General features: G+C 43.3%; 24 protein-coding genes and 1 other annotated feature. Of the genes, 10 read left to right on the top strand and 14 right to left on the bottom strand.

Annotated elements, in window-relative coordinates; all coding sequences use genetic code 11:
• Nucleotides 1–52 precede the first annotated feature (52 nt).
• Both glmU and purR read right to left on the bottom strand, forming a co-directional pair.
• The gene (glmU, locus tag EUAN_RS08680; protein WP_071063751.1) at nucleotides 53–1,435 is read right to left on the bottom strand and encodes a bifunctional UDP-N-acetylglucosamine diphosphorylase/glucosamine-1-phosphate N-acetyltransferase GlmU; all 1,383 of its coding nucleotides are present in this window, start codon (nucleotides 1,433–1,435) and stop codon (nucleotides 53–55) included.
• Nucleotides 1,436–1,525: 90 nt separating this feature from the next.
• The gene (gene purR / locus EUAN_RS08685; RefSeq protein ID WP_071063753.1) at nucleotides 1,526–2,332 is read right to left on the bottom strand and encodes a pur operon repressor; all 807 of its coding nucleotides are present in this window, start codon (nucleotides 2,330–2,332) and stop codon (nucleotides 1,526–1,528) included.
• Nucleotides 2,333–2,494: 162 nt separating this feature from the next.
• Here purR and murC point away from each other — a divergent pair, with 162 nt between their 5' ends.
• From murC to EUAN_RS08700, 3 genes are all read left to right on the top strand, one after another.
• On the top strand, nucleotides 2,495–3,877 hold the full coding sequence (gene murC, locus EUAN_RS08690) for a UDP-N-acetylmuramate--L-alanine ligase (protein WP_071063755.1): 1,383 nt from the start codon (nucleotides 2,495–2,497) through the stop codon (nucleotides 3,875–3,877).
• A 92-nt stretch (nucleotides 3,878–3,969) separates the two neighbouring features.
• Nucleotides 3,970–4,380, top strand: coding sequence for a universal stress protein (locus EUAN_RS08695; protein ID WP_071063757.1), 411 nt, complete (start codon nucleotides 3,970–3,972; stop codon nucleotides 4,378–4,380).
• A 70-nt stretch (nucleotides 4,381–4,450) separates the two neighbouring features.
• Nucleotides 4,451–4,864, top strand: coding sequence for a universal stress protein (locus EUAN_RS08700; protein ID WP_071063759.1), 414 nt, complete (start codon nucleotides 4,451–4,453; stop codon nucleotides 4,862–4,864).
• Between the two features lie 40 nt (nucleotides 4,865–4,904).
• On the opposite strand, the gene EUAN_RS08705 is transcribed toward EUAN_RS08700, so the two are convergent.
• The 8 genes from EUAN_RS08705 to EUAN_RS08730 form a co-directional block, all read right to left on the bottom strand.
• Complete coding sequence (locus tag EUAN_RS08705; RefSeq protein ID WP_071063761.1) at nucleotides 4,905–5,861, bottom strand: acetyl-CoA carboxylase carboxyltransferase subunit alpha; 957 nt, start codon at nucleotides 5,859–5,861, stop codon at nucleotides 4,905–4,907.
• Nucleotides 5,854–6,807 carry an acetyl-CoA carboxylase, carboxyltransferase subunit beta gene (gene accD / locus EUAN_RS08710; protein ID WP_071063763.1) on the bottom strand — a complete coding sequence of 318 codons (954 nt, stop codon included), beginning with the start codon at nucleotides 6,805–6,807 and terminating at the stop codon, nucleotides 5,854–5,856. The genes EUAN_RS08705 and accD overlap by 8 nt, the downstream gene beginning before the upstream one ends.
• A gap of 20 nt (nucleotides 6,808–6,827) precedes the next feature.
• On the bottom strand, nucleotides 6,828–8,174 hold the full coding sequence (locus EUAN_RS08715) for an acetyl-CoA carboxylase biotin carboxylase subunit (RefSeq protein ID WP_071063764.1): 1,347 nt from the start codon (nucleotides 8,172–8,174) through the stop codon (nucleotides 6,828–6,830).
• Between the two features lie 2 nt (nucleotides 8,175–8,176).
• The gene (gene accB, locus EUAN_RS08720; protein ID WP_071063766.1) at nucleotides 8,177–8,665 is read right to left on the bottom strand and encodes an acetyl-CoA carboxylase biotin carboxyl carrier protein; all 489 of its coding nucleotides are present in this window, start codon (nucleotides 8,663–8,665) and stop codon (nucleotides 8,177–8,179) included.
• A gap of 47 nt (nucleotides 8,666–8,712) precedes the next feature.
• Nucleotides 8,713–9,771 carry an RNA-guided endonuclease IscB gene (gene iscB / locus EUAN_RS08725; protein WP_281182089.1) on the bottom strand — a complete coding sequence of 353 codons (1,059 nt, stop codon included), beginning with the start codon at nucleotides 9,769–9,771 and terminating at the stop codon, nucleotides 8,713–8,715.
• A 1-nt stretch (nucleotide 9,772) separates the two neighbouring features.
• A complete protein-coding gene (locus EUAN_RS12955; RefSeq protein WP_211266333.1) occupies nucleotides 9,773–9,946 on the bottom strand; it encodes an RRXRR domain-containing protein in 174 nt (57 codons plus the stop codon).
• 398 nt (nucleotides 9,947–10,344) lie between these two features.
• On the bottom strand, nucleotides 10,345–10,467 hold the full coding sequence (locus EUAN_RS12960) for a hypothetical protein (RefSeq protein ID WP_281182088.1): 123 nt from the start codon (nucleotides 10,465–10,467) through the stop codon (nucleotides 10,345–10,347).
• Between the two features lie 229 nt (nucleotides 10,468–10,696).
• A complete protein-coding gene (locus EUAN_RS08730; RefSeq protein WP_071063768.1) occupies nucleotides 10,697–11,821 on the bottom strand; it encodes a SpoIIE family protein phosphatase in 1,125 nt (374 codons plus the stop codon).
• Nucleotides 11,822–12,035: 214 nt separating this feature from the next.
• On the opposite strand from EUAN_RS08730, the gene hcp reads away from it, so the two are divergent.
• The 4 genes from hcp to EUAN_RS08750 all read left to right on the top strand — a co-directional run bounded on the left by hcp (nucleotide 12,036) and on the right by EUAN_RS08750 (nucleotide 15,911).
• Nucleotides 12,036–13,682: a hydroxylamine reductase gene (gene hcp / locus EUAN_RS08735; RefSeq protein WP_071063770.1), complete on the top strand. Its 1,647-nt coding sequence runs from the start codon at nucleotides 12,036–12,038 to the stop codon at nucleotides 13,680–13,682.
• Between the two features lie 88 nt (nucleotides 13,683–13,770).
• Nucleotides 13,771–14,373 (top strand): HPP family protein, encoded by a 603-nt coding sequence (locus EUAN_RS08740; protein WP_084655856.1) that lies wholly within the window; start codon nucleotides 13,771–13,773, stop codon nucleotides 14,371–14,373.
• A gap of 77 nt (nucleotides 14,374–14,450) precedes the next feature.
• Entirely contained in the window at nucleotides 14,451–14,789 is a 339-nt protein-coding gene (locus EUAN_RS08745; protein ID WP_071063772.1) for a rhodanese-like domain-containing protein, read from the top strand.
• A 123-nt stretch (nucleotides 14,790–14,912) separates the two neighbouring features.
• A complete protein-coding gene (locus tag EUAN_RS08750) occupies nucleotides 14,913–15,911 on the top strand; it encodes a zinc dependent phospholipase C family protein (RefSeq protein ID WP_071063774.1) in 999 nt (332 codons plus the stop codon).
• Here the strand turns inward: EUAN_RS08750 and EUAN_RS08755 are convergent.
• Genes EUAN_RS08755 through EUAN_RS08765 form a run of 3 tightly spaced genes read right to left on the bottom strand, consistent with a single transcriptional unit; the run spans nucleotide 15,908 to nucleotide 19,157 of the window.
• The gene (locus tag EUAN_RS08755) at nucleotides 15,908–16,804 is read right to left on the bottom strand and encodes a hypothetical protein (protein WP_071063776.1); all 897 of its coding nucleotides are present in this window, start codon (nucleotides 16,802–16,804) and stop codon (nucleotides 15,908–15,910) included. The genes EUAN_RS08750 and EUAN_RS08755 overlap by 4 nt on opposite strands.
• A 4-nt stretch (nucleotides 16,805–16,808) precedes the next feature.
• On the bottom strand, nucleotides 16,809–17,924 hold the full coding sequence (locus EUAN_RS08760) for an ATP-binding protein (protein WP_071063778.1): 1,116 nt from the start codon (nucleotides 17,922–17,924) through the stop codon (nucleotides 16,809–16,811).
• 12 nt (nucleotides 17,925–17,936) lie between these two features.
• Nucleotides 17,937–19,157, bottom strand: a complete 1,221-nt coding sequence (locus EUAN_RS08765) for a DUF2201 family putative metallopeptidase (protein WP_169817370.1) — start codon at nucleotides 19,155–19,157, stop codon at nucleotides 17,937–17,939.
• A 139-nt stretch (nucleotides 19,158–19,296) separates the two neighbouring features.
• Here EUAN_RS08765 and EUAN_RS08770 point away from each other — a divergent pair, with 139 nt between their 5' ends.
• The 3 genes from EUAN_RS08770 to EUAN_RS08780 all read left to right on the top strand — a co-directional run bounded on the left by EUAN_RS08770 (nucleotide 19,297) and on the right by EUAN_RS08780 (nucleotide 22,584).
• Nucleotides 19,297–19,668: a class II SORL domain-containing protein gene (locus EUAN_RS08770; protein WP_071063781.1), complete on the top strand. Its 372-nt coding sequence runs from the start codon at nucleotides 19,297–19,299 to the stop codon at nucleotides 19,666–19,668.
• Between the two features lie 95 nt (nucleotides 19,669–19,763).
• Nucleotides 19,764–19,964, top strand: a binding site (T-box leader).
• Between the two features lie 3 nt (nucleotides 19,965–19,967).
• Nucleotides 19,968–21,239, top strand: coding sequence for a tyrosine--tRNA ligase (gene tyrS / locus EUAN_RS08775; protein WP_211266335.1), 1,272 nt, complete (start codon nucleotides 19,968–19,970; stop codon nucleotides 21,237–21,239).
• 13 nt (nucleotides 21,240–21,252) lie between these two features.
• Nucleotides 21,253–22,584, top strand: coding sequence for an MATE family efflux transporter (locus EUAN_RS08780; RefSeq protein ID WP_071063785.1), 1,332 nt, complete (start codon nucleotides 21,253–21,255; stop codon nucleotides 22,582–22,584).
• Between the two features lie 47 nt (nucleotides 22,585–22,631).
• On the opposite strand, the gene EUAN_RS08785 is transcribed toward EUAN_RS08780, so the two are convergent.
• Nucleotides 22,632–23,156, bottom strand: a complete 525-nt coding sequence (locus EUAN_RS08785) for a peroxiredoxin (RefSeq protein WP_084655859.1) — start codon at nucleotides 23,154–23,156, stop codon at nucleotides 22,632–22,634.
• Between the last annotated feature and the right edge of the window lie 148 nt (nucleotides 23,157–23,304).

Raw genomic sequence — 23,304 nt, forward strand, 5'->3', positions numbered from 1 at the left:
CAGTTTTTTTGTTGTCTAACATCATTATATTATAAAGCATGGCCCTAAACCATTACTTTTTAAGTCCTCTTTTAAGTACCCAGTCTTTTTTTTCTACTTGTCTCTCTCTAGCTATGGCCAAGCTGTTGGCACTTACGTCATCTGTTATAGTCGATCCGGCCGCTATATACGCGCTTTCTTCCACTGTAACTGGCGATATAAGGTTCACGTTGCAGCCTATGAAAGCCTTGTCTTTCACAGTGCTTCTATGCTTCGAAACTCCGTCGTAGTTTACAAACACAACCCCACAGCCTATATTTACGTCGTTTCCAACGTCTGAATCGCCTATATAGCTAAGGTGAGAAGCCTTTGAGTTGTCCCCTACATTCGAGTTCTTGACCTCCACAAAGTCGCCTATCTTCACGTGTTTTCCTATTCTGCTATTTGGTCTAAGGTATGCATACGGCCCTATCTTGGAGCTGTCGTCTATAGAGCTCTCCACTACAGTAGATGACTGAACCTCCACGAAGTCGCCTATCTTGGAGTCCACTATTCTGCAGCCATGACCTATGACAGAGTCTCTTCCTATCTCAGTCTTTCCCTCAAGTATTACTCCAGGGTATATAACAGTGTCTCTCCCTATCTTGACGTCTACACCTATATAAGTGGACTTAGGGTCTACCATTATGGCCCCTTCCGCCATAAGCTTTTCGTTCACTCTGTTTCTCATAACTTCTTCGGCCTCTGCCAGCTGCTTCTTGGAGTTTATGCCCTGTATCTCTCCGCTGTCAGAAGCTATGTAGCCTCCTACGGCTCCGCCTTCAGCCCTGACTATGTGTATTGCATCAGTTATATAGTACTCGCCTTTGGCGTTGTTGTTGTCTATCTTTCCAAGCACGCTTTTAAGAGTCTTGCCTTCAAAGCAGTATATGCCCGAGTTCACCTCGTCTATCTCTAGCTGCTCTGGAGTAGCTTCCTTCTGCTCCACTATGCCTGTAACTTCTCCAGATCCGTCTCTTATTATCCTTCCGTAGTCTGTAGGGTCTTCCAGCTTTGAAGTCAGAACTGTAACTGAATAATTACCCTCTATATGGTACTTGGTAAACGCTTCTATAGTCTCGCTCTTTATAAGCGGAGTGTCGCCACAGAGTATAAGCACTGTATCTCCGTCCTCTACATGGTCTATGCCCTGCTTGACTGCAAATCCCGTTCCATATGGAGCACCTTCGCCTACAGGCTGCTGTACAAACTCAACTCTCTCCTGCTTTTCCACTATGAACTTCACCTTGTCGGCACCGTGTCCAACTACAACTACGTTCTTCTCAACTCCCGCCGCTGTCGCAGCATCCACTATGTGGTTTATAAGCGCTTTTCCGCAGACTTTATGCGAGCATTTTGGAAGGTCCGACTTCATCCTAGAGCCCTCTCCAGCCGCAAGTATTATCGACTTTATCATATATATCACACCTCTTTGATCTCTTATTTTAAGTTTAATATTTCATCATAGGATTATATTATAACACCTTAGCGCTCTTAATTCACCCTCCTAAAGATTTGGAACTATTGTCAGCCTCTCTTCCGCTTCGTCTATCTCGTCTAGCCTTAGAAGGGACGAGATATTCTGCTCTCGGTTGAACTCCTCGCTGTTTCGGCTTACAAGCACTCCAACTCCGACTATCTCCGACTTGAACTCTTTCATCATCGACCTTATACCGGCCAGTGTACCTCCGCCTCTCATAAAGTCATCTATCACCAACACCTTGCTGTGCTCTTTCATGCTGTTTCTAGCCAGCGAAAGGCTCTGTATGTTCTTGTTTGACTTAGACACGTAGTTCACATTCACAGTGGCTCCTTCTGTCACCTTTATATCTTTTCTGATTACTACCAGAGGCACGTTTAGTGACCTTGCCGTTGCAAACGCCATCGGAATCCCCTTTGTCTCTATTGTAACCACGTAGTCTATATCCTGCTCTATAAAGCGGCTTGCGAATATCCTGCCTATTACCTCTGATACATTTGGAGAGTATATTATGTCTGTCATAAACACAAATTCTCCAGCAGTTATCCGCTCCGGGTCCGAGAGCTTCTCTGCCAGCTCTACCAAGAACCTGGTTTCCTCTATCTTGTTCACTTTGGGAACGAACTTAACCCCACCTGAAGCGCCCGGTATAGTGACCACGTTCCCTACGTCTAGCTTCTCTATGGACTCCTTCACTATAAATATGTCCTCGCTTATGGTCGACTTGGCGGCATCTAGTTTTTCGCTGAAGTAGTTGTAGGTGAATATCTTGTTTGGACTGTTCGTAAGCATATAGGTAAGTGCTCCTATTCGTTCATTTCTCTTGTATTTCATATACATACCTTCCTCACCGAATTTTTTTCTAATTATTTATCATTTTATTCGTTATTTTATGGCTTTTCAAGTTTTAGTTGCAATTCCTTTATTTTTTTCTTGTGACTGTGATATAATCTTCACGTTGTATCTTTTATTATTAAAATCTAGGAGGAACAGTTTATGACTAACTTTGATATACATAGCAAAAATATAGGCCAAGTGCACTTTATAGGAATCGGGGGAGTCAGCATGAGCGGACTTGCCAGCATCCTTCTCGACAAGGGCATCTCTGTATCTGGCTCTGATATGGGAGATTCTGAAGTTCTACACGAACTTTCTGAGAAGGGCGCACAGATATACAGCGTTCACAGCGCAGAGAACATCTCTTCACCAGACCTTGTAGTCTACACAGATGCAATATCTAGCGAGAATCCAGAGTACCTTGAAGCGCTTTCCAGAAAAATTCCAACTATGGATAGAGGTACTTTCCTTGGCCAGCTTATGAAGCAGTATAAAAACTCAATAGCTGTTTCAGGAACCCACGGAAAGACGAGCACAACCGGTATGCTGTCTGTAATACTTGGCGACTCAGATCTAAACCCTACAATACTGCTCGGGGGATATTTGGAACAACTCAAAGGCAATATACAGATTGGAGATACGGAGCTGCTTATAACTGAGGCCTGCGAGTACAAGCGCAACTTGCTCAAGTTCTATGCCACTATAGGCCTTATTCTCAACATAGATGCAGACCATCTAGACTACTACAAGAGCCTGGATGAGATAGTGGAAACTTTCGGGGAGTTTGCCTCAAAAATACCTAGCGACGGCCACCTTGTCATAAACGCAGACGATGAAAACTGCGAAAGAGTTGTAGACAGGTCAAGCTGCAAGGTTGTCACTTTCGGAATAAAGTCTCCAGCCACTTACACAGCCGAAGATATCTCCTTTGGAGACGATGGCACCGCTTCCTACACTCTTACAGTAGATGGCTCTGGCAAGTACAGCGTAAAGCTCAGCGTGCCTGGACTTCACAATATCTACAATTCTTTAGGCGCCATAGCTTCATCTCACTTAGCTGGACTTAGCTTAAGCGAGATAATATCTAAGATAGTCGAGTTTAAAGGTACAAACAGGAGGTTCCAGCGCAAAGGCGAGTTGAACGGGTTCACCATAATAGACGACTACGCCCACCACCCTACAGAGGTAAAGGCAACTCTTGAAGCTGTTAAAAATCTGCACCCTAAAAAAGTTTGGTGTATTTTCCAGCCGCATACTTACACTAGAACCAAGTCTCTGCTAGATGATTTCAGCAAGTCCTTCGCAGAGGCCGACAAGATCATAATCACCAATATATACGCTGCAAGGGAAAAGGACACCGGCATGATCCACTCTAAGGACTTGGTTGAAAAGATCGTCTCTCAAAACAGCGATGCGGTTTTCATAGACTCTTTTGAAGATATCCAAAACTATATACTCGAAAACGCCTGTGATGGAGATATAGTCCTGACTATGGGCGCTGGAGATATATATAAAGTTGGAGAGAACCTCCTGAAAAAATAGATTAAAATTAAATAAATTTTAAATTTTGCGTTTAACCCCTCCAATTTAGGACATATATAATCCATAGAATAAATTTTAGGAGGGGTTTTGACATGAGCGTAAAAAAAATATTACTTCCACTAGATGGATCTAAGAGAAGTCTCGATGCCATCAACATGATTAAGTCACTTTTCGGGGACAGCGAACTAGATATCCATATCTTGCACGTTGTGGAAACTGAGTATATAACAGTTCCTGGAATTCAAGAAAAAGCCAACGAGATAAGCAAGGACATTCTAGACAAAGCTGCTGATCTGCTTGCAGGCTACAGCACTACTAAGATTGGGATGAGCGGTGTAGCTTACAAGGATATCGTGGAGTATGCTGACAAAGAGAAAGTCGATATGATTGTCATGACTAGAACTGGTATAAGTGGACTTCAGAGATACCTAGTTGGTTCCGTTACTAGCAAGGTTATATCGGGCAGTTCAGTTCCAGTGCTAATAGTACCTGAGTCTGACTAATTTTCACAGTTTAAAAATCGTATTTCGGGATATAAAAAATATAGAGAAGACAATCTAGGAGGGGTTCCAAATGGGTGCAAAGAAAATACTTATTCCAGTAGACGGGTCAAAGAGAAGCTTAGACGCTATAAACATGGTAAAATCGCTTTTTTCAGGTGAAGAGCTTGATATACACTTGCTGCATGTAGTTGAAATGAACTATATAATACAGGAAGATGTTCAGAAAGAGCTTCTAAAGGTAAGCGACAACATACTTGACAAGGCGGCAGAATTGCTTGGAGACTACAGCATAAACAAAGTCAGTCTTATGGGTACGCCTTACAAGGATATAGTGGAGTATGCGGAGAAAGAGAATATAGATATGATTGTCATGACTAGAATGGGTCTTAGCGGACTTCAAAGATATCTAGTGGGATCTGTAACTAGCAAGGTCATATCTAACACTTCAGTGCCTGTGCTTATAGTTCCTGAAGGGGACAAGTAGTATAAAAAAGAGAAGGATCAAATCCTTCTCTTTTTTTTCGCTATTTTTCTTCAAAATACCCCATATTTCTTATCTTCGTATACCTTTCGGCCTTGAGTTCATCTATAGACTTAGCTCTGAGAATTCCTAAGCTCTCGACTATATACGACTTTATGTTTCGGCTCATCTCACATACGTCTTTATGGGCTCCTCCTAGAGGCTCGCCTATTATGTCGTCTATGATTTTAAGCTCTTTTAGATTTTCCGATGTCAGCTTCATGACTTCAGAAGCACTCTGAGCTTTCTTGGAGTCTTTCCAAAGTATACTCGCAAGCCCCTCTGGGGATATAACCGAGTAGACTGAATGCTCAAGCATAGCTATCTTGTCCCCCACACCAAGCGCAAGAGCCCCTCCGCTTCCACCTTCGCCTATCACTATGGCAATAGTCGGAACAGAAAGCCTGCTCATCTCTAGAAGGTTCAACGCTATCGCCTCTCCTTGACCTCGCTCCTCTGCGCCCAGTCCGCAGAAAGCTCCTGGAGTGTCTATGAAAGTCACCACCGGTCTTCCGAACTTCTCAGCCTGTTTCATAAGCCTAAGGGCTTTTCTATACCCTTCTGGATGAGGCATTCCAAAGTTCCTGCTTATGTTTTCGCTGGTGTCCCTGCCCTTTTGGTGCCCTATTACAGTCAAAGGTTCGCCATCTAGCATTGCTATTCCACCGACTATAGACTTGTCGTCTGCAAACTGTCTGTCTCCGTGAAACTCCATAAAATCCAAAAATATATTGGATATATACTCTAGCGTATTGGGCCTGTCTTTATGCCTAGCCAATTTCACTTTTTCCCAAGGGCCCAAACTGCTGTATATTTCATTTTTCATACTCTCCGACTTTTTTCTAAGCGTTTCAATCTCGTCGTCTAAGTTTACGTCTTTTGCTCTAGAGAATTCCTCTAGTTCCTTTATCTTGTTTTCAAGCTCCAGTATAGGCTTTTCAAAGTCTAGAAAATTACTCATATATTTCACCACCTGACGGATGCATCTTAAGTATATCTCCAAGCACCGACTTCATTCTGTGCCTGTCCACTATCTTATCTACAAAGCCTTTTTCCACCAAGAACTCCGATCTCTGAAACCCTTCAGGGAGCTTCTGCTTTATAGTCTGCTCTATAACTCTAGGTCCTGCAAACGCCACAAGCGCTTTTGGCTCTGCCAGTATTATGTCTCCGAGCATGGCAAAGCTGGCCGTTACTCCTCCTGTGGTCGGATCTGTAAGCACAGATATATACGGAAGTTTAGCGTCATCTAGCCTTGCAAGCGCCGCAGAGGTCTTGGCCATCTGCATAAGGGAGAGTATCCCCTCCTGCATCCTAGCTCCTCCTGATGCGCAGAAGATTATGACAGGGAGCCTCTTCTCTATTGCGGCTTCCACCATCCTAGTTATCTTCTCGCCTACGACCGAGCCCATGCTGCCCATCATAAAGGCGGGGTCCATCACAGCTATAGTCGTGTCTATTCCGTTTATCTTTCCCTCTCCTGTGACTACAGCTTCTTCTATTCCAGACTGTTGCTTCGCCTTTTCTATCTTCTCTTCGTAGTCCGGAAACCCTAGAGGGTTCCCTGTGCTTATGTCCACATCGTACTCTACAAAGCTGCCACCATCTATTACTGTCTCTATCCTCTTTCTGGCGTCAAGCCTCCCGTGGAATCCACAGTTGGCGCATACTTTTGAATTTGCCTCATAGTCTTTTATCAGCATAACTTCTTCGCAAGCTGTACACTTCATCCATATCTTTTCGTCGTAGACTTCCATCTTCTTTTTCGGTTTTTCCGAAGTCTCTTCCTGCTTATCTACTTTGTTCTCTGTCTTTAAGCTCGGACTCTCTTCTTTTGCTTCTTCTTTTTTGTAGAGCTTTACAGTAGCGTATTTCCTCTTTGATTGAAATAAGTCACCTAATTTCATTTTTTCATCTCCTTCTAGCTCTAGCCGTTGAGTATTTCCTTCTCTATAAACGAGGTGTCTATGGAGTTCTCAATAAACTTTTCGTTGTTCAATATCTCCATCTGGAAATCTATATTGGTGTCTATACCCGTTATCTTGAACTCGTCTAGCGCCCTTATCATCCTCTTTATGGCTTCGTCCCTGTCATCTCCCCAGACGATTACCTTTCCTATCATAGAGTCGTAGTTTGAAGGTATGGTGTAGCCACTGTATATATGGCTCTCTATCCTAGTTCCATATCCCCCAGGCACAAGCAGCGTGTTTATAGTTCCAGGCGAAGGCCTGAAGTTGTGTTCAGGGTTTTCAGCATTTATCCTGCACTCTATGGCATGTCCTCTCAGCACTATGTCCTCTTGTCTTAGCTTCATAGGGTTTCCATAGGCTATGTTTATCTGCTCTTTTATGAGGTCTACACCTGTAACCATCTCTGTAACTGGGTGCTCAACTTGAATTCTAGTGTTCATCTCTATAAAGTAGAAGTTCCCGTGTATGTCCAGCAGAAACTCTATAGTCCCGGCACTCATGTAGTTTACAGATCTAGCCGCCTTGAGTGCAGCCTCTCCCATTCTCTCTCTGAGATCTTGAGTTATGGCGCTGCAAGGAGCTTCCTCTATGACCTTCTGGTTTCTTCTCTGAAGAGAGCAGTCCCTCTCGCCTAAGTGAATTACATTTCCGTACTCGTCTGCAAGTATCTGAAACTCTATATGTCTAGGGTTCTCTATGAACTTCTCCACATACATCGAGTCGTCGTCGAAGGCAGTTTTGGACTCTGATTTGGCCATGTTGAAACTGTTCTCGAACTCAGATTCTTCCCTGACTATTCTCATTCCTCTTCCTCCGCCTCCGGAAGAAGCTTTTACCATGACTGGGAAACCTATGCTCTTGGCTATTTCAAGCGCCTCTTTGGAATCTGTAGTAGAACCTTCAGAACCAGGAACAACTGGAACTCCGGCCTCTATCATAGTCTTTCTGGCTTCAGACTTGTTCCCCATTCTCTCTATATGCTCTTTCTTAGGCCCTATGAACTTTATGCCGTGCATATTGCATATGTCCACCATCTTTGAATTCTCGGATAAAAATCCATATCCCGGATGTATGGCATCTGCACCTGTCACAACTGCTGCTGAAATTATGGCCTTCATATTCAGATAACTCTTCATTGGAGAAGGCGGTCCTATGCATATAGCTTCGTCCGCCATATGTACGTGAAGCGAATCCACATCTGCCTCAGAGTAAACAGCTACGGTGGCTATTCCCATTTCCTTGCAGGCTCTGATTATCCTTAAGGCTATCTCGCCTCTGTTTGCAATTAAAATCTTACTAAACATAGCTACCTCCTGATTATCATAAGTGGCTGATTGTATTCTACTATATCCTCGTTCTCCACCAGTATCTCGTAGACTTCTCCGTCAACTTCGCTCTTTATTTCGTTCATTATCTTCATAGCTTCTACTATACATACAACTTCGCCTGACTTCACTTTAGAGCCCACTGCGACGTAGTTTTCAGAGTCTGGAGACGGCGAGCTGTAGAAAGTCCCCACTATCGGCGATTTCACTATGAACATATTCTCGTCTTCTGCTGCATTTTTATCGTCAGTGCTGGCTGACACATCCGTAGACTGGCTTACAGCCGGTGCTGCTTGAGTCTGTGGGGCCTCCTGGATAGCATATGGAGCTGGCGCAACCTGAGATGTCTGCACCACTATTTGCTTCTCTTTTGAAATCCTTATCTTAAAGTCGTCTTCCTTTATTTCAACTTCATTTATGCTAGTTTGATCTATAGTCATTATCAGTTCTTTTATATCTTTAAAGTCCATTGTAATTCCTCCTCGCATTTTTATAGACAAATATACGCATAAGTATATTATGTCCAATATATCCTGCTAAATCTCCAAACTATATCCAGTGATTTAATACCATATCGTTTCAAAACCTTGCCTTCCAAAGTCGTGATATTGCATTGATTTTTTTCTGGATAAAGTGCCGTTATATAGCCTACATAAGATTCTCCAGTTTTCTTTGTGTACCTGACTATATCTCTATGTTTGAATTCATTTAGAGATTCCGTCTTAGCTTTTGACTTTCTCCTCATGGGCTTTATATTCCAGTCTTTTACGTCTGTACTGCTCGGTTGCAAGCCAGTTATACAGAGAGCGTCATTGCTATGGCTTTTTTCTATATCCCAGTCGATTCGCCTATTCGATGTATCACCGCCTACAGTGTGCTCAAGCGGCGCTATCTTTGAAAGCTCTTCTCTCAGATAGGTTTTGCCTTGCATAACATGCTGGGCATAGTCAAATCTGGTGTTTTTTCCGTTGATTAAACTGTAGAAGTAATTTTGGTAATTCAGCTCTTCATCTGAAACTTTTTCATGACAACCACTGCAAAGCGTTATCAAGTTGCCAAGCGTATCTGAACCTTTAAGCCTCCTTGGCTGTATATGATGAACTTCCAGTATGCAGTTCGTCTTTCCACACATCATGCATCTATTGCCGTCTCTAAGGATAGCAGCTTTTCTCAAGTTCTCGTCAAGCCTGTTGCTTTTCTGGTACTGCCATCTGTAAGGCTTGTAGCCTTCTGTCATAGCCCTTATATCTATAGCCACATCTTCTAGAACTATATTTGATATAGGTGTGATTTTATCTAGCTTGTTCACAACTCTAAGTATAGAGTCCTTCTTCTGCTTTATGCTTGGAGCTATCCTACTTTTTCTTTTTGAGGAAGCTCTATTGTCAAACCTAGCAGGCCTGTATCTTTTATGGCTTCTTTTGTATCTTCTGTACCCTCTTCTGACGTCCATAAGGTGTTTGACGTCTTGTCTAAGCTGTATAGTTCCTTTGAACACAGGCTTATTGTGCGTATCGCATTTTTGAACTAGCGCTATTCCTACACTCTTAGAGCCGTCATCTATTCCAAGGACTATTTCAGGGACACTCTCCCTCTACTTCTCTATTCAGTTTGATTGTCATAGGGTATTTGTTGATCATTGTAGCTTTTTTCTTCCTGATAAGTATCCAGGCTTTGTTTATATTGGTTGGAGCCAACTTCTTGTCGTTAGCATCCAGTACGAAAGCATACTCTTTTGGTAAATCGGCCATCTCTGACCACTCTCCTTTTGGGAATTTCTCTTCTTGCCAATGTCGTGAGGAAGCTCATGTGTTTCTCTGTTATCTGTGCAGGACATTAGCACAGTTTCTTGATTGGCACTCTTAGAGCTTCAGACTGAAGATCACATCCGAAGGTAAGTCTTTAACTTCTCCTCATAACGTAGTTCATCGCAGAGAATAGCTTTCGCTAAACACTGCTCACTTAGGCTTGAAACCTAGCATAAGTCGAACAGAAAAGAGAATATTTGTCCACTCTTGTCTGCTTTTGTCTATGTTTTTAGCGACTTATGCTTAGTCCTAAATGTGTTAGTACCAAGTTCTAATAGCTGTTACCATTGTAACATACGGGCAATTCCTTTGCAATTAAAAAAGCACTGCTGCGCAGTGCTTTAGTGTACTCCATCTACCCAGAATTCCTTGTTGGCCATATCTGAATAGTATTCCGCCATCTTTATGGTTATCTCATCGTCATGCGATGCGGAACGCTCTATATAAACGTTTATTCCATCCACCTCATACTTCATGTAGTCGCTTAAATCCTTAGGCTCTCTTAGTCTAACAAAGACATCTGCTTTTTGAATCCCTCAGCAACCTACAGGCATCTCTGTATATATGGAGATATCCTTGACCCTTCTATTTTCCAACACACTTCTAGCTTCATCAGTTATATTTATCTTCAAGATAATCACCTCTTTGGCATATTTTCTTTCCAGTACTAAGTTTATACCCGAAATACATGCACTACAACAGTTTTAATCTTAAAATAGTGAAGTCGTCCTCCAGCTCGTAGAAGATAAAGTCGTCTACGCTGTTTTTTATAGCCTTTATAGGATTTTCATGCCTCTCGCCTACAATATCTGCAAGTCTTTCAAAGCCATATTCTTCGCCTTCTCTATTCTTGGCTTCAGTTATTCCATCTGTGTAGAGTATGAGCTCATCTCCCGAACTCAGCTTTACTTGGCTGTCTGTATACACTATGTTGTCGAACAACGAGGTTATAGGGTATCCTGTCCCTTCCAGATGTCCTATATCTTCGCTTTTTATATGGAACGGCACACTGTTGTGACCCCCGTTTACAAACTTGAGAACTCTGTCTTCTGTGTTTATTATCCCGTAGAATATCGTAAAGTAGCTCTCCACGTCTAGATTCAGGTCTAGAAAGTTCTTGTGAAGGTTTGTCATGGCCTCTCCTGGTGAGATATACTCACTCACTATACTTGCCATCGTCTGCTTTACAAACATGGTCATTATGGACGCTGTCACTCCGTGTCCAACCACGTCGCTTACGTAGAAGCCTATATGACTTTCATCTATCTTGAATATATCGAACATGTCGCCGCTCAGCATCTCACAAGGCCTGTATAAATACTCCATCTCCACTCTTCCGTACTTGCCTTGTTTAGGGAGTATTTTCTTTTGAATCTTTCTTGCAAAAGCCAAGTCCTTGCTCATCTTTTCATTTCGCTTCATTATCTCTTTTTCCAGCTTACGCTCTTTTGTCACATCTCTAAAGACCTCTACTACAGCGTATATATTTCCTTCATCATCTCTCACAGGAGAGCTCTTTATGGAGAATATCTTTTCCCCTATGATCTCCTCTTTTTCAGCTATTTCTCCCGTGCTCATGGTGGTCTCTGTTATGCACCTTCTACATCTGCTGTCTTTCTCAAACACCCTGTAGCATTTAGCCCCTAGCGCTCTCCCCTGCAAGTCGCGTTCCATAGACTTGTTTGTATAGATTGTATAACCCTTGTTATCTATAACCCTGACCCAGTCTACCATTCCGTCTAGAATGTCAGATGCAAGCCTGTCATAATTGTTGATTATACTGTCTCCTTTTAGCATACTCTCTATATGACCCAGCATATTTACCCCCTGTATCGTCTTTAGATCTTTTCCCTTTGATATCTTTTATATATTGTACCATAAGATGGGCTTTTTTTCTTTATAAAACTTACCCATATTTTGTGTGTTGTGATATAAGTCACATTTAATTTTGATAGAAATCATGGTTAGTTTCTCTTTCAAGGGGTATTATAAGTCAATAAGAGGAATTCAATTCAAGAGGAGGTTTTACAATATGAGCATGTTTTGTTATCAATGTCAAGAGGCAGCACAGGGAACAGGATGTACAGCAATGGGAGTCTGTGGAAAGACTTCAGCAGTAGCCAATATACAAGATCTACTTATGCACACACTTAAGGGGATAGCGCTTTACAGCCAGAAGGCCAGAGAGCTTAAGCTAGACACTTCTGAAGCTGATGCATTTATAATGGAAGGTCTTTTCATGACTATCACAAATGCCAACTTCGACTACGATGTATTTATAGAAACTATAACTGAGGCTAAGTCCCTTAGAGACAAGGTCAAAGATGCAGTCGTATCTGCAGGTGGAGATGTAAGTGGTATCACAGCAGATGCTGCTACTTGGTCTGCTCCTGAATCAGACTACGACGAAAAAGCTAAATCGGTGGGCGTGCTTTCGACTGAAAACGAAGACGTAAGATCACTTAGAGAGCTTGTAGTATATGGACTGAAGGGAATGGCTGCCTACGCTGAGCACGCTTACAACCTTGGATCTACTAAAGATGATATATTTGAGTTTATAGAGAGAGCACTTGCTTCTACTACAGACGACTCACTTTCTGTAGACCAGCTTGTAGCGCTTACTCTTGAAACTGGAAAGTTCGGAGTAGACGTAATGGCGCTTCTAGATGCTGCCAACACTTCTGCATACGGAAACCCTGAAATAACTGAGGTGAACATAGGAGTTAGAAACAACCCTGCAATACTTATCTCAGGTCATGACCTTAAAGACATGGAGAGACTTCTAGAGCAGACTGCAGGAACTGGAGTAGACGTATATACGCACTCTGAGATGCTTCCAGCCAACTACTACCCGGCGTTCAAGAAGTACGACCACTTTGTAGGAAACTACGGAAACGCTTGGTGGAAACAGCAGACTGAGTTCGCTTCTTTCAACGGACCTATACTGTTCACAACTAACTGTATAGTGCCACCTAAGAGCGAAGAAGTAAGAGAGAGAATCTACACTACAGGAGCTTCTGGGTTCCCAGGATGTACTCATATAGAGATGGACTCAAACGGAAACAAGGACTTCTCTGCCATAATAGAGCACGCCAAGAAATGTGCACCTCCTACAGAGATAGAGACTGGAAAAATAGTCGGAGGGTTTGCACACGCGCAGGTGATGCAGCTAGCCGACAAGGTGGTAGACGCTGTTAAGTCTGGAGCCATCAAGAAGTTCTTTGTAATGGCAGGATGCGACGGAAGAATGAAGTCTAGAGACTACTACACTGAGTTCGCCGAGAAGCTTCCAAAAGACACAGTCATCCTTACAGCAGGATGTGCCAAGTACAGATACAACAAGCTTCCGCTTGGAGATATAGGCGGAATACCTAGAGTTCTAGACGCTGGACAGTGCAACGACTCTTACTCGCTTGCAGTTATAGCGCTTAAGCTGAAAGAGGTATTCGAGCTAAACGACATAAACGAGCTTCCTATAGCTTACAACATAGCTTGGTATGAGCAGAAAGCCGTAATAGTGCTGCTTGCACTGCTTGCACTAGGAGTTAAGAACATCCACCTAGGACCTACACTTCCTGCATTCCTTTCGCCAAACGTGGCAAAGGTGCTTGTAGAGAACTTCGGAATAGCTGGAATAACTTCAGTAGACGAAGATATGAAGATCTTCCTAGGAGCATAATGTGATATAATGTAAAGAGTAAAGCCGAAGACAGAGTTTCTTCGGCTTTTATAAAACTCTAAATACATCTAAATGCAAAGGAGGATCTATGGATCTGAAAAAACTTGAACTCGAGGCAGATAGTTATTCTGACGAACTTGAGCTTTTAAGCCAGTCAAATACAGATGGCTTATCTAGATCACTTACCAGACTATTAAGCAAAGCCAAAACATCCTCTTTATTATGGTCTTGGATTGGCTCTTTTCTTGGAATTTCGATTCTGGCGAATATGCATTCCCTTGTAGGACAGTTATCAGGAGGGACTTTGACCCTTATGGTAGGGTCCTTTGGAGCTTCAGCTGTACTTGCATATTGCGCAATTGAAAGCCCGCTGGCTAAGCCTAAGAACATAATAGGAGGCCATGTGCTTTCCGCATTGGTAGGGGTTACGGTTTACAAGTTATTCGGTGGAGACTACTGGCTGGCTTCAGCCCTTGCTGTCTCGGTAGCCATAGTTGTGATGCAGCTTACAGATACGGTGCATCCTCCAGGCGGAGCTACCGCCCTTATAGCAGTGACCGGAGGTCCTGGAATTTACAAACTAGGATACCTATATCCGCTTGTCCCGGTGGCTTTGGGAGCAGTTGTAATAGTTATAATAGCCTTGGTGGTCAACAATATTCCCGACGGAAGAAGATATCCCCTGAAGTAATTTAGGGGATATTCTCTTGACTTTAACATCGTTATATTTTAATATATAGATATAAATTAAATCGGAGGTATTAATATATGGGCCTTTTAAACTTATTCAGTCAAAATCCAGCAGCTTCACTGTCAGACTCTCAGCTGAAAGAGATGCTCCAAAGCGAAAATCCACCTATACTCTTGGATGTAAGGTCTCCTGGCGAGTATCAGGTAGGACATATCCCAGGCAGTTCAAATGTTCCAGTTCAATTTGTGGCCGATACTATGAATCAGAACAACATCCAACTAGACAAAACTCTAGTCCTGTACTGTCAAAGCGGTGCCAGGTCAGCCCAGGCTTGCCAGATTCTTCGAAATCTCGGATACACAGCTGTGTATAATTTCGGCGGGATCCGCAATTGGAGCTATGGATTCCAGAGGTAAAATATGCGTTCAAATCTAAAGCCAGTAATGATTGCAAAGTCAATCACTGCTGGCTTTTTTCTTTTTCGCAGTATATCATGTTCTTATGGTTGTATTTGAATTCAAAAAAAGAGGGGGGATTTCTTGCCTAGTTTCTACTGCCACTACTTAGCCAGCTCTGCTGTACTCGAAACCATAGGGTCTTCCAGTCTCAAGTCCATTTTAGACTCCAATAGAAATGTATTTAGCCTAGGAGCTCAGGGTCCAGATATATTCTTCTACTTCGACTTCTGGCCATTCAAGAAGTCGACTTCTCTTGCCAAGCTCGGCGGAAGGCTTCACTATCTAAAGGTTGGGCTTTTTTTCGAGAAGTCTCTTGAGTACATCTCCAGGACAAACGGTAGAGACCGTGACATTCTGCTGGCCTATATAATGGGTTATATCTGCCACTACAGCTTAGATGGCTCTGCGCACCCTTATGTTTTCTATAAGTCAGGCTTCAAGGTACCCAAGTCGGAATCTAGAGAGCGGTACAGTGCCGATCACAGGAGATTTGAGACTGCCGTCGACATACTTATGCTTCAACACATTCTGGGTACAAAGCCTTCTAAGCTCAGTCCATTTAAGCTTATTCACACAGACAATCACTCTAGGCTTGTAATAGGGCAGTTCTATTCCTGGATTCTGTCTGAGATGTTCAAGCTGGACGCCCCGTATTCCGAGATAGTTTCTGCGATCAAAGCCACCGAGACTACGCTGCTGCTTTCTATGGACAGAACAGGCGTGAAAAAATTTCTGCTTGAGCTGATTGAGTCTTTGCTCGGAAGGCCTCCAGTTTTTTCTTCTGCAATACACTCTGGCCCTGTAGACAACAATATTGACTATCTAAACCTCGAGCATAGGCCATGGCATCTTCCTTGGGATATAGATGTAGAGATCACCTCGAGCTTCCCCGAGCTATTCGACCGCTCTGTCTCAACTGCCAAAGAGCTGTGCGAGCTCTACTTCTCTAAGGCAAATAGCGGTGACTGCTCCGCTTTAGACGGAACTCTTTGGAACAACTCATTCTACACAGGCTTGAGCTGCGACAGACGTCTGGTGTTCGACTACTTCGACTCTGTCTATGGCGAATACAGGGCCTAGCCTATCTCTCCACGGAGCATCTTGTACTTGACTATTATGCGGTCTATAAGCCTGTCCTCCGTGACTATGCTTTTTTCGGGATGCCTCACTATGAGGTATCCGTCTCCACCTACCTTGACTATCTCATACATCACACCCTTGTACTTGATCATCTCGGAGCTTTTAGACCTGTTCAAGTCGTTTGTGAGGTAGTGATGGTAGGCCTTGAAGATGTCCCTCTGCTCTCTGTCACCGATTTCCGACTGCTCTATAGACTCCAGAAGCTCAGGAGTTATTTCACACCCCTCTTTTATCAGCTCTCCCCGCCTTCTCTGGATCTCTATAGATCTCTCCACCATGCTGTCTATTTCAAGCAATGCTTCGAAAAGCTGATCGTAGTCCATTTTTTCAAGCATATCCAGGTACTCCACTGTATGAAGTTTCAGGCTTGAGACATAGGCTTTTACAGTCTCTTTGCTCACAACATACTTGGCCTTTAGCTTACTTTCCTCTCTGTATGAGACTACATCGTTAGAGAGCACCATCATCATTATGGATTCGTCCACATCCCGGTTTTCAAATAGCTTCAGCCTTACCTCTTCTACAGCTTCTCTGTGCTCTGTCTTGAAACTCTTCTCCACGTCCAGCAGAGACAGTATCTTGCCTATATCTACTATTCTTCTGTCCCTACCTCTTTTAAAGATAAATTCCAAATTCTCTTCAAATATATCTAAGTTAACTGCACGAATCATTTTAGAAGTTTCAAAGCTTCTATACACGGGCTTTGAGAGCTTCTCTTTCGAGATATTGTATATAAGCCTTACGGTAAGCCTGTCGCCTTCTAAGCTCATCTCGTTTAGGTTGTATATCTTCACATACTTTTCCATGATCTTTCTAAATCTATTTAAGTCCATGCGATCACTCCATTATCGAGGATATCTCGTCTATTATTTCATCGTATAACTCAAAGTCTTCTGTCTGAAAATAATCTCCTATGCGGCTGTCCTTTAGCGAAAGCTCCTTCAAGAATTTAGCCATAAGAGATGGCTCCAAGTTTTTTTTCACAAACTCAAGCACTCTTTCCACTTTACCAACTGTAACTTCATCCAAGGTATTTCTATGCAAAACCTCAAAATCACCTATCATAATCGAAGCTGTTTTGTTGGCCAAGGTCCCGACCACAAGATGCTTCTTGTCCTCTTCCCCAGGCATAGCTACAGCTTTGCCGTCCAGTATCCCGTCTATATCTGGAAGCTCGTCTTTCAGCCTGCAGAACTCCGAAAACATGGAGTATGTCACGTCGTCTAGACTGCCTCTTATAAGCTCCCAGACTATCCTGTTTGAATTTAGCTTTTCCTCGTCCGAAGTATACAGCATGTCGCTTATTCCCACCCAAGTCCTAGGAGTCGCAAAGTAGCTGCTGGTCATCTCCAGCTCTGGATTGTAGGTGTGTAGTCGCTCTGGTGCAAAGGATATAAACGAGGTCACCAAGTGGTGTACTCTGTGCTTGTAGGCATATAGGTTCAGCCAGTCTTCCGCGGAGGTCATCATGTTGAACTTTATAAACCTGTCTGAAAGCGCCGGCGGCATCTCGTAGTAGACACCTCTGTCTTCCTCTCTGTTTCCAGTTGCCACTATATGCCACCCATCTGGCAGACTGTACTCTCCAAGCGCCCTGTCGAGACATAGCTGGTAAAGCGCAGTCATTACGGCAGGCTTGGCCGCTGGAAGCTCGTCAAGCAAGAGTATGCCTCGCTCCCCGTCCCTGTCAGCTTCAGGAAGTAGATTGTTTTTAAGCCAGACTGTCGAAGTCCTGTCTTCATTCGGAAAAGGTATCCCCTTCAGCTCCACTTCAGAGTAAAGCAGCACTCTCATATCTATAAATCCGATATTTAAATCGCTTGCGACTTTCCTTACAGTCTCCGACTTTCCAACTCCCACTTTCCCATATATCATGATGGGCTTCTTGAGCCCGTTTTCTATCGAATACTTCAGTATCTCTTCTACGTCTTTTATCCTAGTTTCCGCTTTCATCTAAGCCACCCCCTATAGTTCTACTACTCTGTTGATAACGCTGTACCTCATCACGCTGCCCTCTGTTAAAATCCACATGTGATTGTGCATATCCTCTGGAGCTGTATAGAAACCTCCGTCTGTAATCGTAATTGCAAATCCGTAGCCTATTCTTTTCTCCGCTACGTACTTCGGCACGCAGTTCCAGTCCGTTCCTCCAAAGGCGTATCGCTCTATATTCTTCTCTATCTCCTTTGTATTCAAGGGCTTGTCCAGTACCACCTCTGTGGAAAACCCTATAACTCTTCCATTTAAACTGAACTGTTCTGAAAGATTCTTGATCTGAAAGAGCATCTGGTCTATCTCGCGCTTTTCTATCGAAGACGAAAGATCCAGTACTATAAGCAAGTCCAGAAAGTCTTCCCTTGGTTCAAAGTCAGGTATGACCATATCGTTCCATTGAAACCTAGAGTCTGGATATGCAAAGGAAGTGTCTTCCGTAGTCTTCACCTGAAGATGCCTTCTGAGTATGCTCAGCCAGTTTATCTTCTTGCCCTCTATCCTGCCAAGTATCTTTGAGCCTTCAGCTGAGTCGCTTCCGGCGAGCCTGTCTTTTGTGACGCTTTCGGCCACTATGCTCTTTATCCTGTTCTTTTGCATCTCAGCATTCTCCTGTTTCGTATCTGCCGATGATTCTCTTCTGCTTTTCAAGTCGGATTTTTTCAAGTTCAGGGAAAACACTTCGTCTAAATAAGCTATCTCGCCACTGTTTTCAGAGTAGTTTTTCATAAGCTTTCTGTATATGTTCTCCTCCGTCTCCCGTCTGAACCGCTCCTCGTCGAAAACTATGAATTTATTCAAGTAGAGACCTCTGCTGGGGTCGTAACTGGGTGGAGGATTCAGCTTTCCAAACTCCTGCTCTAAGATTGCACTCAACCTGTGCTCTATGACCATATCGCAAGCTATATTCCAGATTCTAGAGTCTCTGTACTCTCTCCTGTACTCGTGCAAAAGCAGTATCCTGTACATCTCGTGTAAAATAGCGTATCTTAGCCTGGAGACACTGAGCCTGCTCTCCTCTATAAGTTTTTCATTGTACTTTATATATAGTCCATCAGATTCCACTACCGCTTTGATATCTGAATCATCTTTTAATTCCAGTGAGTACAGTACATTTCCGAAAAACGGCTTTGTCATTATAAGCTCCAGCTTCAGCTTGTCTACTTCTCGCCTCGTGTCCATAGCTACCTCCATTTGTGATATATAGAAATTCATACCCATTATTTATTGTTTTCTGTTTAAATCTCAAACCTAAAGTGTATATATATTATAACGTAGTAATTCAATCAGAATTAAATAAATATCGTAATAATAAAACAAGGGGGCATTTGATATGAGTATAGGTCAATTTTTACAATCAGGAGACTGGAAAGGCGAAAAGCACGTACCAGCTATATTGGCACCTTCTTCAGTTAAAGCAGGAGAGGAAGTGGATATAAAGGTAGTTGTAGGCGAAGAGATAAAGCATCCAAACACGCTTGAACATCAGATAAAGTGGATAAAGGTGCTTTTCAAGCCAGCTGACGCCAAGTTCCCTGTGGAGATTGCAGACTTCCAATTTGCAGCCCATGGAGAGTTCGATGTATTCTCTGAGCCAGCTGGAACTGTATCGGTTAAGCTTCCTAAGTCTGGGACTGTATACGCGATGAGCTATTGCAACATACACGGACTTTGGGAAAACAGTTTAGACATAAGCGTAGAGTAGTCTACCGTGAGGGACCGGCCATGTGCCGGTCTTTTTTGTTTTGCGCCATGTTGACAAAGCAAACTCTGTATAATATCATTGTACTGTACAAGTATATAGTTTCTATGAAAGATTGAAGTAGCAGTTTGGCGTTTACAATAGAGAGAGTAGGCTGGATGGTGAAAAGCCTATAACTGCGCAAATTGTGAATTACGTTCTGGAGGATGGCAATTTGCCACGTATATTGCACGTTACAGCAATCTAAGGCAGCTTGTGCTGCGAATTAAGGTGGTACCACGAGTTTCTTCGTCCTTATCAGGATGAACGGGGCTCTTTTTTATTTTCATTTTTTAGGAGGAGATATTTTGGAAAACGTATTTGACACTTTAATGGAAAGAGGATATATAAAGCAGACTACTCATGAAGACGAAATCAGAGAGCTGCTTGGAAAAGAGAAAGTGACTTTCTACATAGGCTTCGACCCAACTGCCGACAGCCTTCACGTAGGACATTTCATAGCCATGATGTTTATGTCCCATATGCAGAAAGCCGGCCACAGGCCTATAGCCCTTGTGGGAGGCGGTACTGCCATGATAGGAGACCCTTCAGGCAGAACTGATATGAGGCAGATGCTGACTGATGAAGATATAAGTCACAACGTAGCTTCTATAAAGTCTCAGCTTGAGAGATTTATAGACTTCTCTGACGAAAAGGCGATACTCGCAAACAACGCCGACTGGCTGCTAGACCTTAACTACGTGAACTTTATAAGGGATATCGGGGTTCACTTCTCTGTAAACAGGATGCTCTCTGCCGAGTGTTTCAAGCAGAGGCTTGAGAAAGGTCTTTCATTCCTCGAATTCAACTACATGCTTATGCAGGGGTACGACTTCTACGTGCTGAACCAGAAGTACGACTGCAAGATGCAGCTTGGTGGAGACGACCAGTGGTCCAACATGATAGCCGGAATGGAACTTATAAGGCGAAAAGAAGGCAAGCAAGCATACGCCATGACTTGCACACTGCTTACAAACAGCGAAGGCCAGAAGATGGGCAAGACTGCAAACGGAGCTGTCTGGCTTTCTGCCGACAAGATGTCGCCATATGACTTCTACCAGTACTGGAGAAATGTCGAAGACGCTGACGTAAACAAGTGCCTAAGACTTCTGACTTTCCTACCTATGGACGAAGTGGAGAGTCTATCTGCACTAGAGGGCGCAGGGATAAACAAGGCAAAGGAGATACTTGCCTACGAGGTCACAAGCCTTGTGCACGGTGCTGAGGAAGCCGAAAAGGCCCAGAGCGCTGCAAGAGCTCTTTTCAGCGGTGGTACCGATAGCTCGTCTATACCTACCACAGAGCTTGACAGTTCTATATTCCAGGAGGGGACAGGGCTTTTAGGGCTTCTTACAGAGCTTGGGCTTACTAAGTCAAACGGAGAAGCTAGAAGGCTCGTTCAGCAAAATGGAGTGTCCATAAACGACGTTCCTGTATCCGACCCTTCTAAAGTTGTAACGCTCGATGACTTTGTAGATGGAAGCATGATGGTCAGAAAAGGCAAGAAGGTGTATCACAGGGTTTCTGTGAAATAAAGGAGATGATTTTTTGGATAGTTCTAAACAGTTGGGTGAAGAGCGGATTCTTCACCTTATAGTGAAGTTTTCTATACCTGCGATAGTCGGTATGCTTGTAAATGCAATATACAATGTGGTAGACAGGATATTTATAGGAAACTTTGTGGGGCCTGAGGCTTTTGCCGGAACTATAGTGGCCTACCCCTATATGATGATAGTCATAGCCTTCGGTATGCTGATAGGCATAGGTGCAACCTCGCTTGTATCTATAAGGCTAGGGCAGAACAAAAGAGATGAAGCGGAGCGGATTTTAGGAAACGGATTTTCTCTGCTTGTCATAACTGCTATTCTGCTCTCTGTGGTTACATTCATATTCCTAGAGCCTATACTTAGGGCATTCGGAGCTAGCGACATAACACTGCCCTACGCTTCAGAGTATTTAAGGATAATACTCTTTGGATTTGGCTTCCAGCTTATAGGCTTTGGAATGAACAACTTCATACGTGCTGAAGGCAGGCCCAGCATAGCCATGAAGACTATGCTAATAGGCGCAATCCTGAATATAATACTGGATGCTGTATTTATGATATGGTTTGATATGGGCATAAAGGGCGCAGCCTTGGCTACTGTTATAGCGCAGTTTATATCCATGGTATGGGTACTTAGGTATTTTTTCTGCGAGCTTAGCCTACTGAAGCTCAAGCGAGAGAACATACCCTTGAGGTTTGACGTTGTAGGTGGAATTCTCTCACTGGGTTCAGCCCAGTTCTCCATTCAGCTTGCCAACAGCGTAATCACGCTCCTCTTCAACCGCTCTTTCGGGCAGTACGGCGGAGACCTAGCTATATCGGCTTTTGGAGTTGTAAACAGTCTGTCTGTAATGATACTCATGCCTATGTTCGGAATAAACCAAGGTGCCCAGCCCATAATAGGGTATAATTACGGAGCGAAGAAATACGACCGTGTGAAAAAAGCTTTAAAGCTCGCAATTTTAGGAGCTACGGCGCTTTCAGTGCTTGGTTTTGTACTGGCTCAGACTGTTCCAGAGTTTCTGGCTTCCTTCTTCTCAGACAGCGAAGAGGTCACGTCTTCAGCTGCCCATGGAATACGGACTTTCTTTCTTGTATTCCCTATAGTTGGGTTTCAGATCATAAGCTCGAACTACTTTCAGGCCACTGGGAAGCCCAAGAAAGCCTTTTTCCTGAGCATGTCTAGACAGGTCATAATGCTTGTCCCAGCTATTCTGCTTTTGCCCAAGTTCTTTGGTGTAGACGGAATCTGGTACGCCATGCCTGTTGCAGACGCTATATCATCAGTCTTAACAGGTGTCCTCTTGTTTAGGGACATACGGGCTTTAAATTAAATACACATAAGAAAAGACGATCGCCTTTAAGCGATCGTCTTTTAAAATTATCCCAGCAGCTCGTCTCCTGGTTTCCATCCTGCCTTGCAGAGTCCACCTGTCTGAAGAGCTTTAAGCACTCTAAGCACTTCATCTACGCTTCTTCCAACGTCTAGATCGTTTACTGTAGAGAATCTTACTTTTCCTTCCGGATCTATTATGAAAAGTCCTCTCATAGCTATACCCTCTTCTTCTATAAGTACTCCATAGTCAGAAGAAGCTTTTCTAGTTCTATCCGATGCAAGCGGGTACTCCAGTATTCCAAGACTTCCATCTATCCAAGCTTTATGTGAGTGTTCACTGTCTGTACTTATCCCAAGTATGTCAGCCCCTATTTCCTCAAACTCGTCATACCTTCCACTGAAGGCCTGTATCTCTGTCGGTCAAACGAAAGTGAAGTCAAGCGGGTAGAAGAACATCACAAGCCACTTCCCTTTGTAGTCCTCAAGTCTTGCCACTCCAAAGTCCTCTCCGTCTCCCGAGATCATCGGAAGGCTAAAATCTGGAGCTTTTGCTCCTACTAATCTTTCCATTTCTTTTTCCTCCTCTTATAATAGAATTGATATTCATTATCATCAAGTTGTTTTAAATAAAGCAGAGAATATATATCTCTCTTGTAGTATATATTCCCTGCTTCTCTGCGTTTAAACATAAATTATAGTATTTTTTTATATTTTTTTA

Origin of the sequence: Andreesenia angusta (assembly GCF_001855385.1) — a bacterium.
In the GTDB taxonomy this organism is placed as follows: Bacteria; Bacillota; Clostridia; order Tissierellales; family Gottschalkiaceae; genus Andreesenia; species Andreesenia angusta.

What these genes read in the sequence shown, in the direction of transcription:
- hcp (WP_071063770.1), top strand. Translation starts at nt 12,036, where the DNA reads ATGAGCATGTTTTGTTATCAATGTCAAGAGGCAGCACAGGGAACAGGA.
- EUAN_RS08715 (WP_071063764.1), bottom strand. Translation starts at nt 8,174, where the DNA reads ATGTTTAGTAAGATTTTAATTGCAAACAGAGGCGAGATAGCCTTAAGG.
- EUAN_RS08755 (WP_071063776.1), bottom strand. Translation starts at nt 16,804, where the DNA reads ATGGACTTAAATAGATTTAGAAAGATCATGGAAAAGTATGTGAAGATA.
- glmU (WP_071063751.1), bottom strand. Translation starts at nt 1,435, where the DNA reads ATGATAAAGTCGATAATACTTGCGGCTGGAGAGGGCTCTAGGATGAAG.
- murC (WP_071063755.1), top strand. Translation starts at nt 2,495, where the DNA reads ATGACTAACTTTGATATACATAGCAAAAATATAGGCCAAGTGCACTTT.
- accD (WP_071063763.1), bottom strand. Translation starts at nt 6,807, where the DNA reads ATGAAATTAGGTGACTTATTTCAATCAAAGAGGAAATACGCTACTGTA.
- tyrS (WP_211266335.1), top strand. Translation starts at nt 19,968, where the DNA reads ATGAACGGGGCTCTTTTTTATTTTCATTTTTTAGGAGGAGATATTTTG.
- EUAN_RS08765 (WP_169817370.1), bottom strand. Translation starts at nt 19,157, where the DNA reads ATGGAGGTAGCTATGGACACGAGGCGAGAAGTAGACAAGCTGAAGCTG.
- EUAN_RS08760 (WP_071063778.1), bottom strand. Translation starts at nt 17,924, where the DNA reads ATGAAAGCGGAAACTAGGATAAAAGACGTAGAAGAGATACTGAAGTAT.
- EUAN_RS08705 (WP_071063761.1), bottom strand. Translation starts at nt 5,861, where the DNA reads ATGAGTAATTTTCTAGACTTTGAAAAGCCTATACTGGAGCTTGAAAAC.
- EUAN_RS08745 (WP_071063772.1), top strand. Translation starts at nt 14,451, where the DNA reads ATGGGCCTTTTAAACTTATTCAGTCAAAATCCAGCAGCTTCACTGTCA.
- EUAN_RS08695 (WP_071063757.1), top strand. Translation starts at nt 3,970, where the DNA reads ATGAGCGTAAAAAAAATATTACTTCCACTAGATGGATCTAAGAGAAGT.
- EUAN_RS08770 (WP_071063781.1), top strand. Translation starts at nt 19,297, where the DNA reads ATGAGTATAGGTCAATTTTTACAATCAGGAGACTGGAAAGGCGAAAAG.
- EUAN_RS08740 (WP_084655856.1), top strand. Translation starts at nt 13,771, where the DNA reads ATGGATCTGAAAAAACTTGAACTCGAGGCAGATAGTTATTCTGACGAA.
- EUAN_RS08730 (WP_071063768.1), bottom strand. Translation starts at nt 11,821, where the DNA reads ATGCTGGGTCATATAGAGAGTATGCTAAAAGGAGACAGTATAATCAAC.
- purR (WP_071063753.1), bottom strand. Translation starts at nt 2,332, where the DNA reads ATGAAATACAAGAGAAATGAACGAATAGGAGCACTTACCTATATGCTT.
- EUAN_RS08700 (WP_071063759.1), top strand. Translation starts at nt 4,451, where the DNA reads ATGGGTGCAAAGAAAATACTTATTCCAGTAGACGGGTCAAAGAGAAGC.
- EUAN_RS12955 (WP_211266333.1), bottom strand. Translation starts at nt 9,946, where the DNA reads ATGGCCGATTTACCAAAAGAGTATGCTTTCGTACTGGATGCTAACGAC.
- accB (WP_071063766.1), bottom strand. Translation starts at nt 8,665, where the DNA reads ATGGACTTTAAAGATATAAAAGAACTGATAATGACTATAGATCAAACT.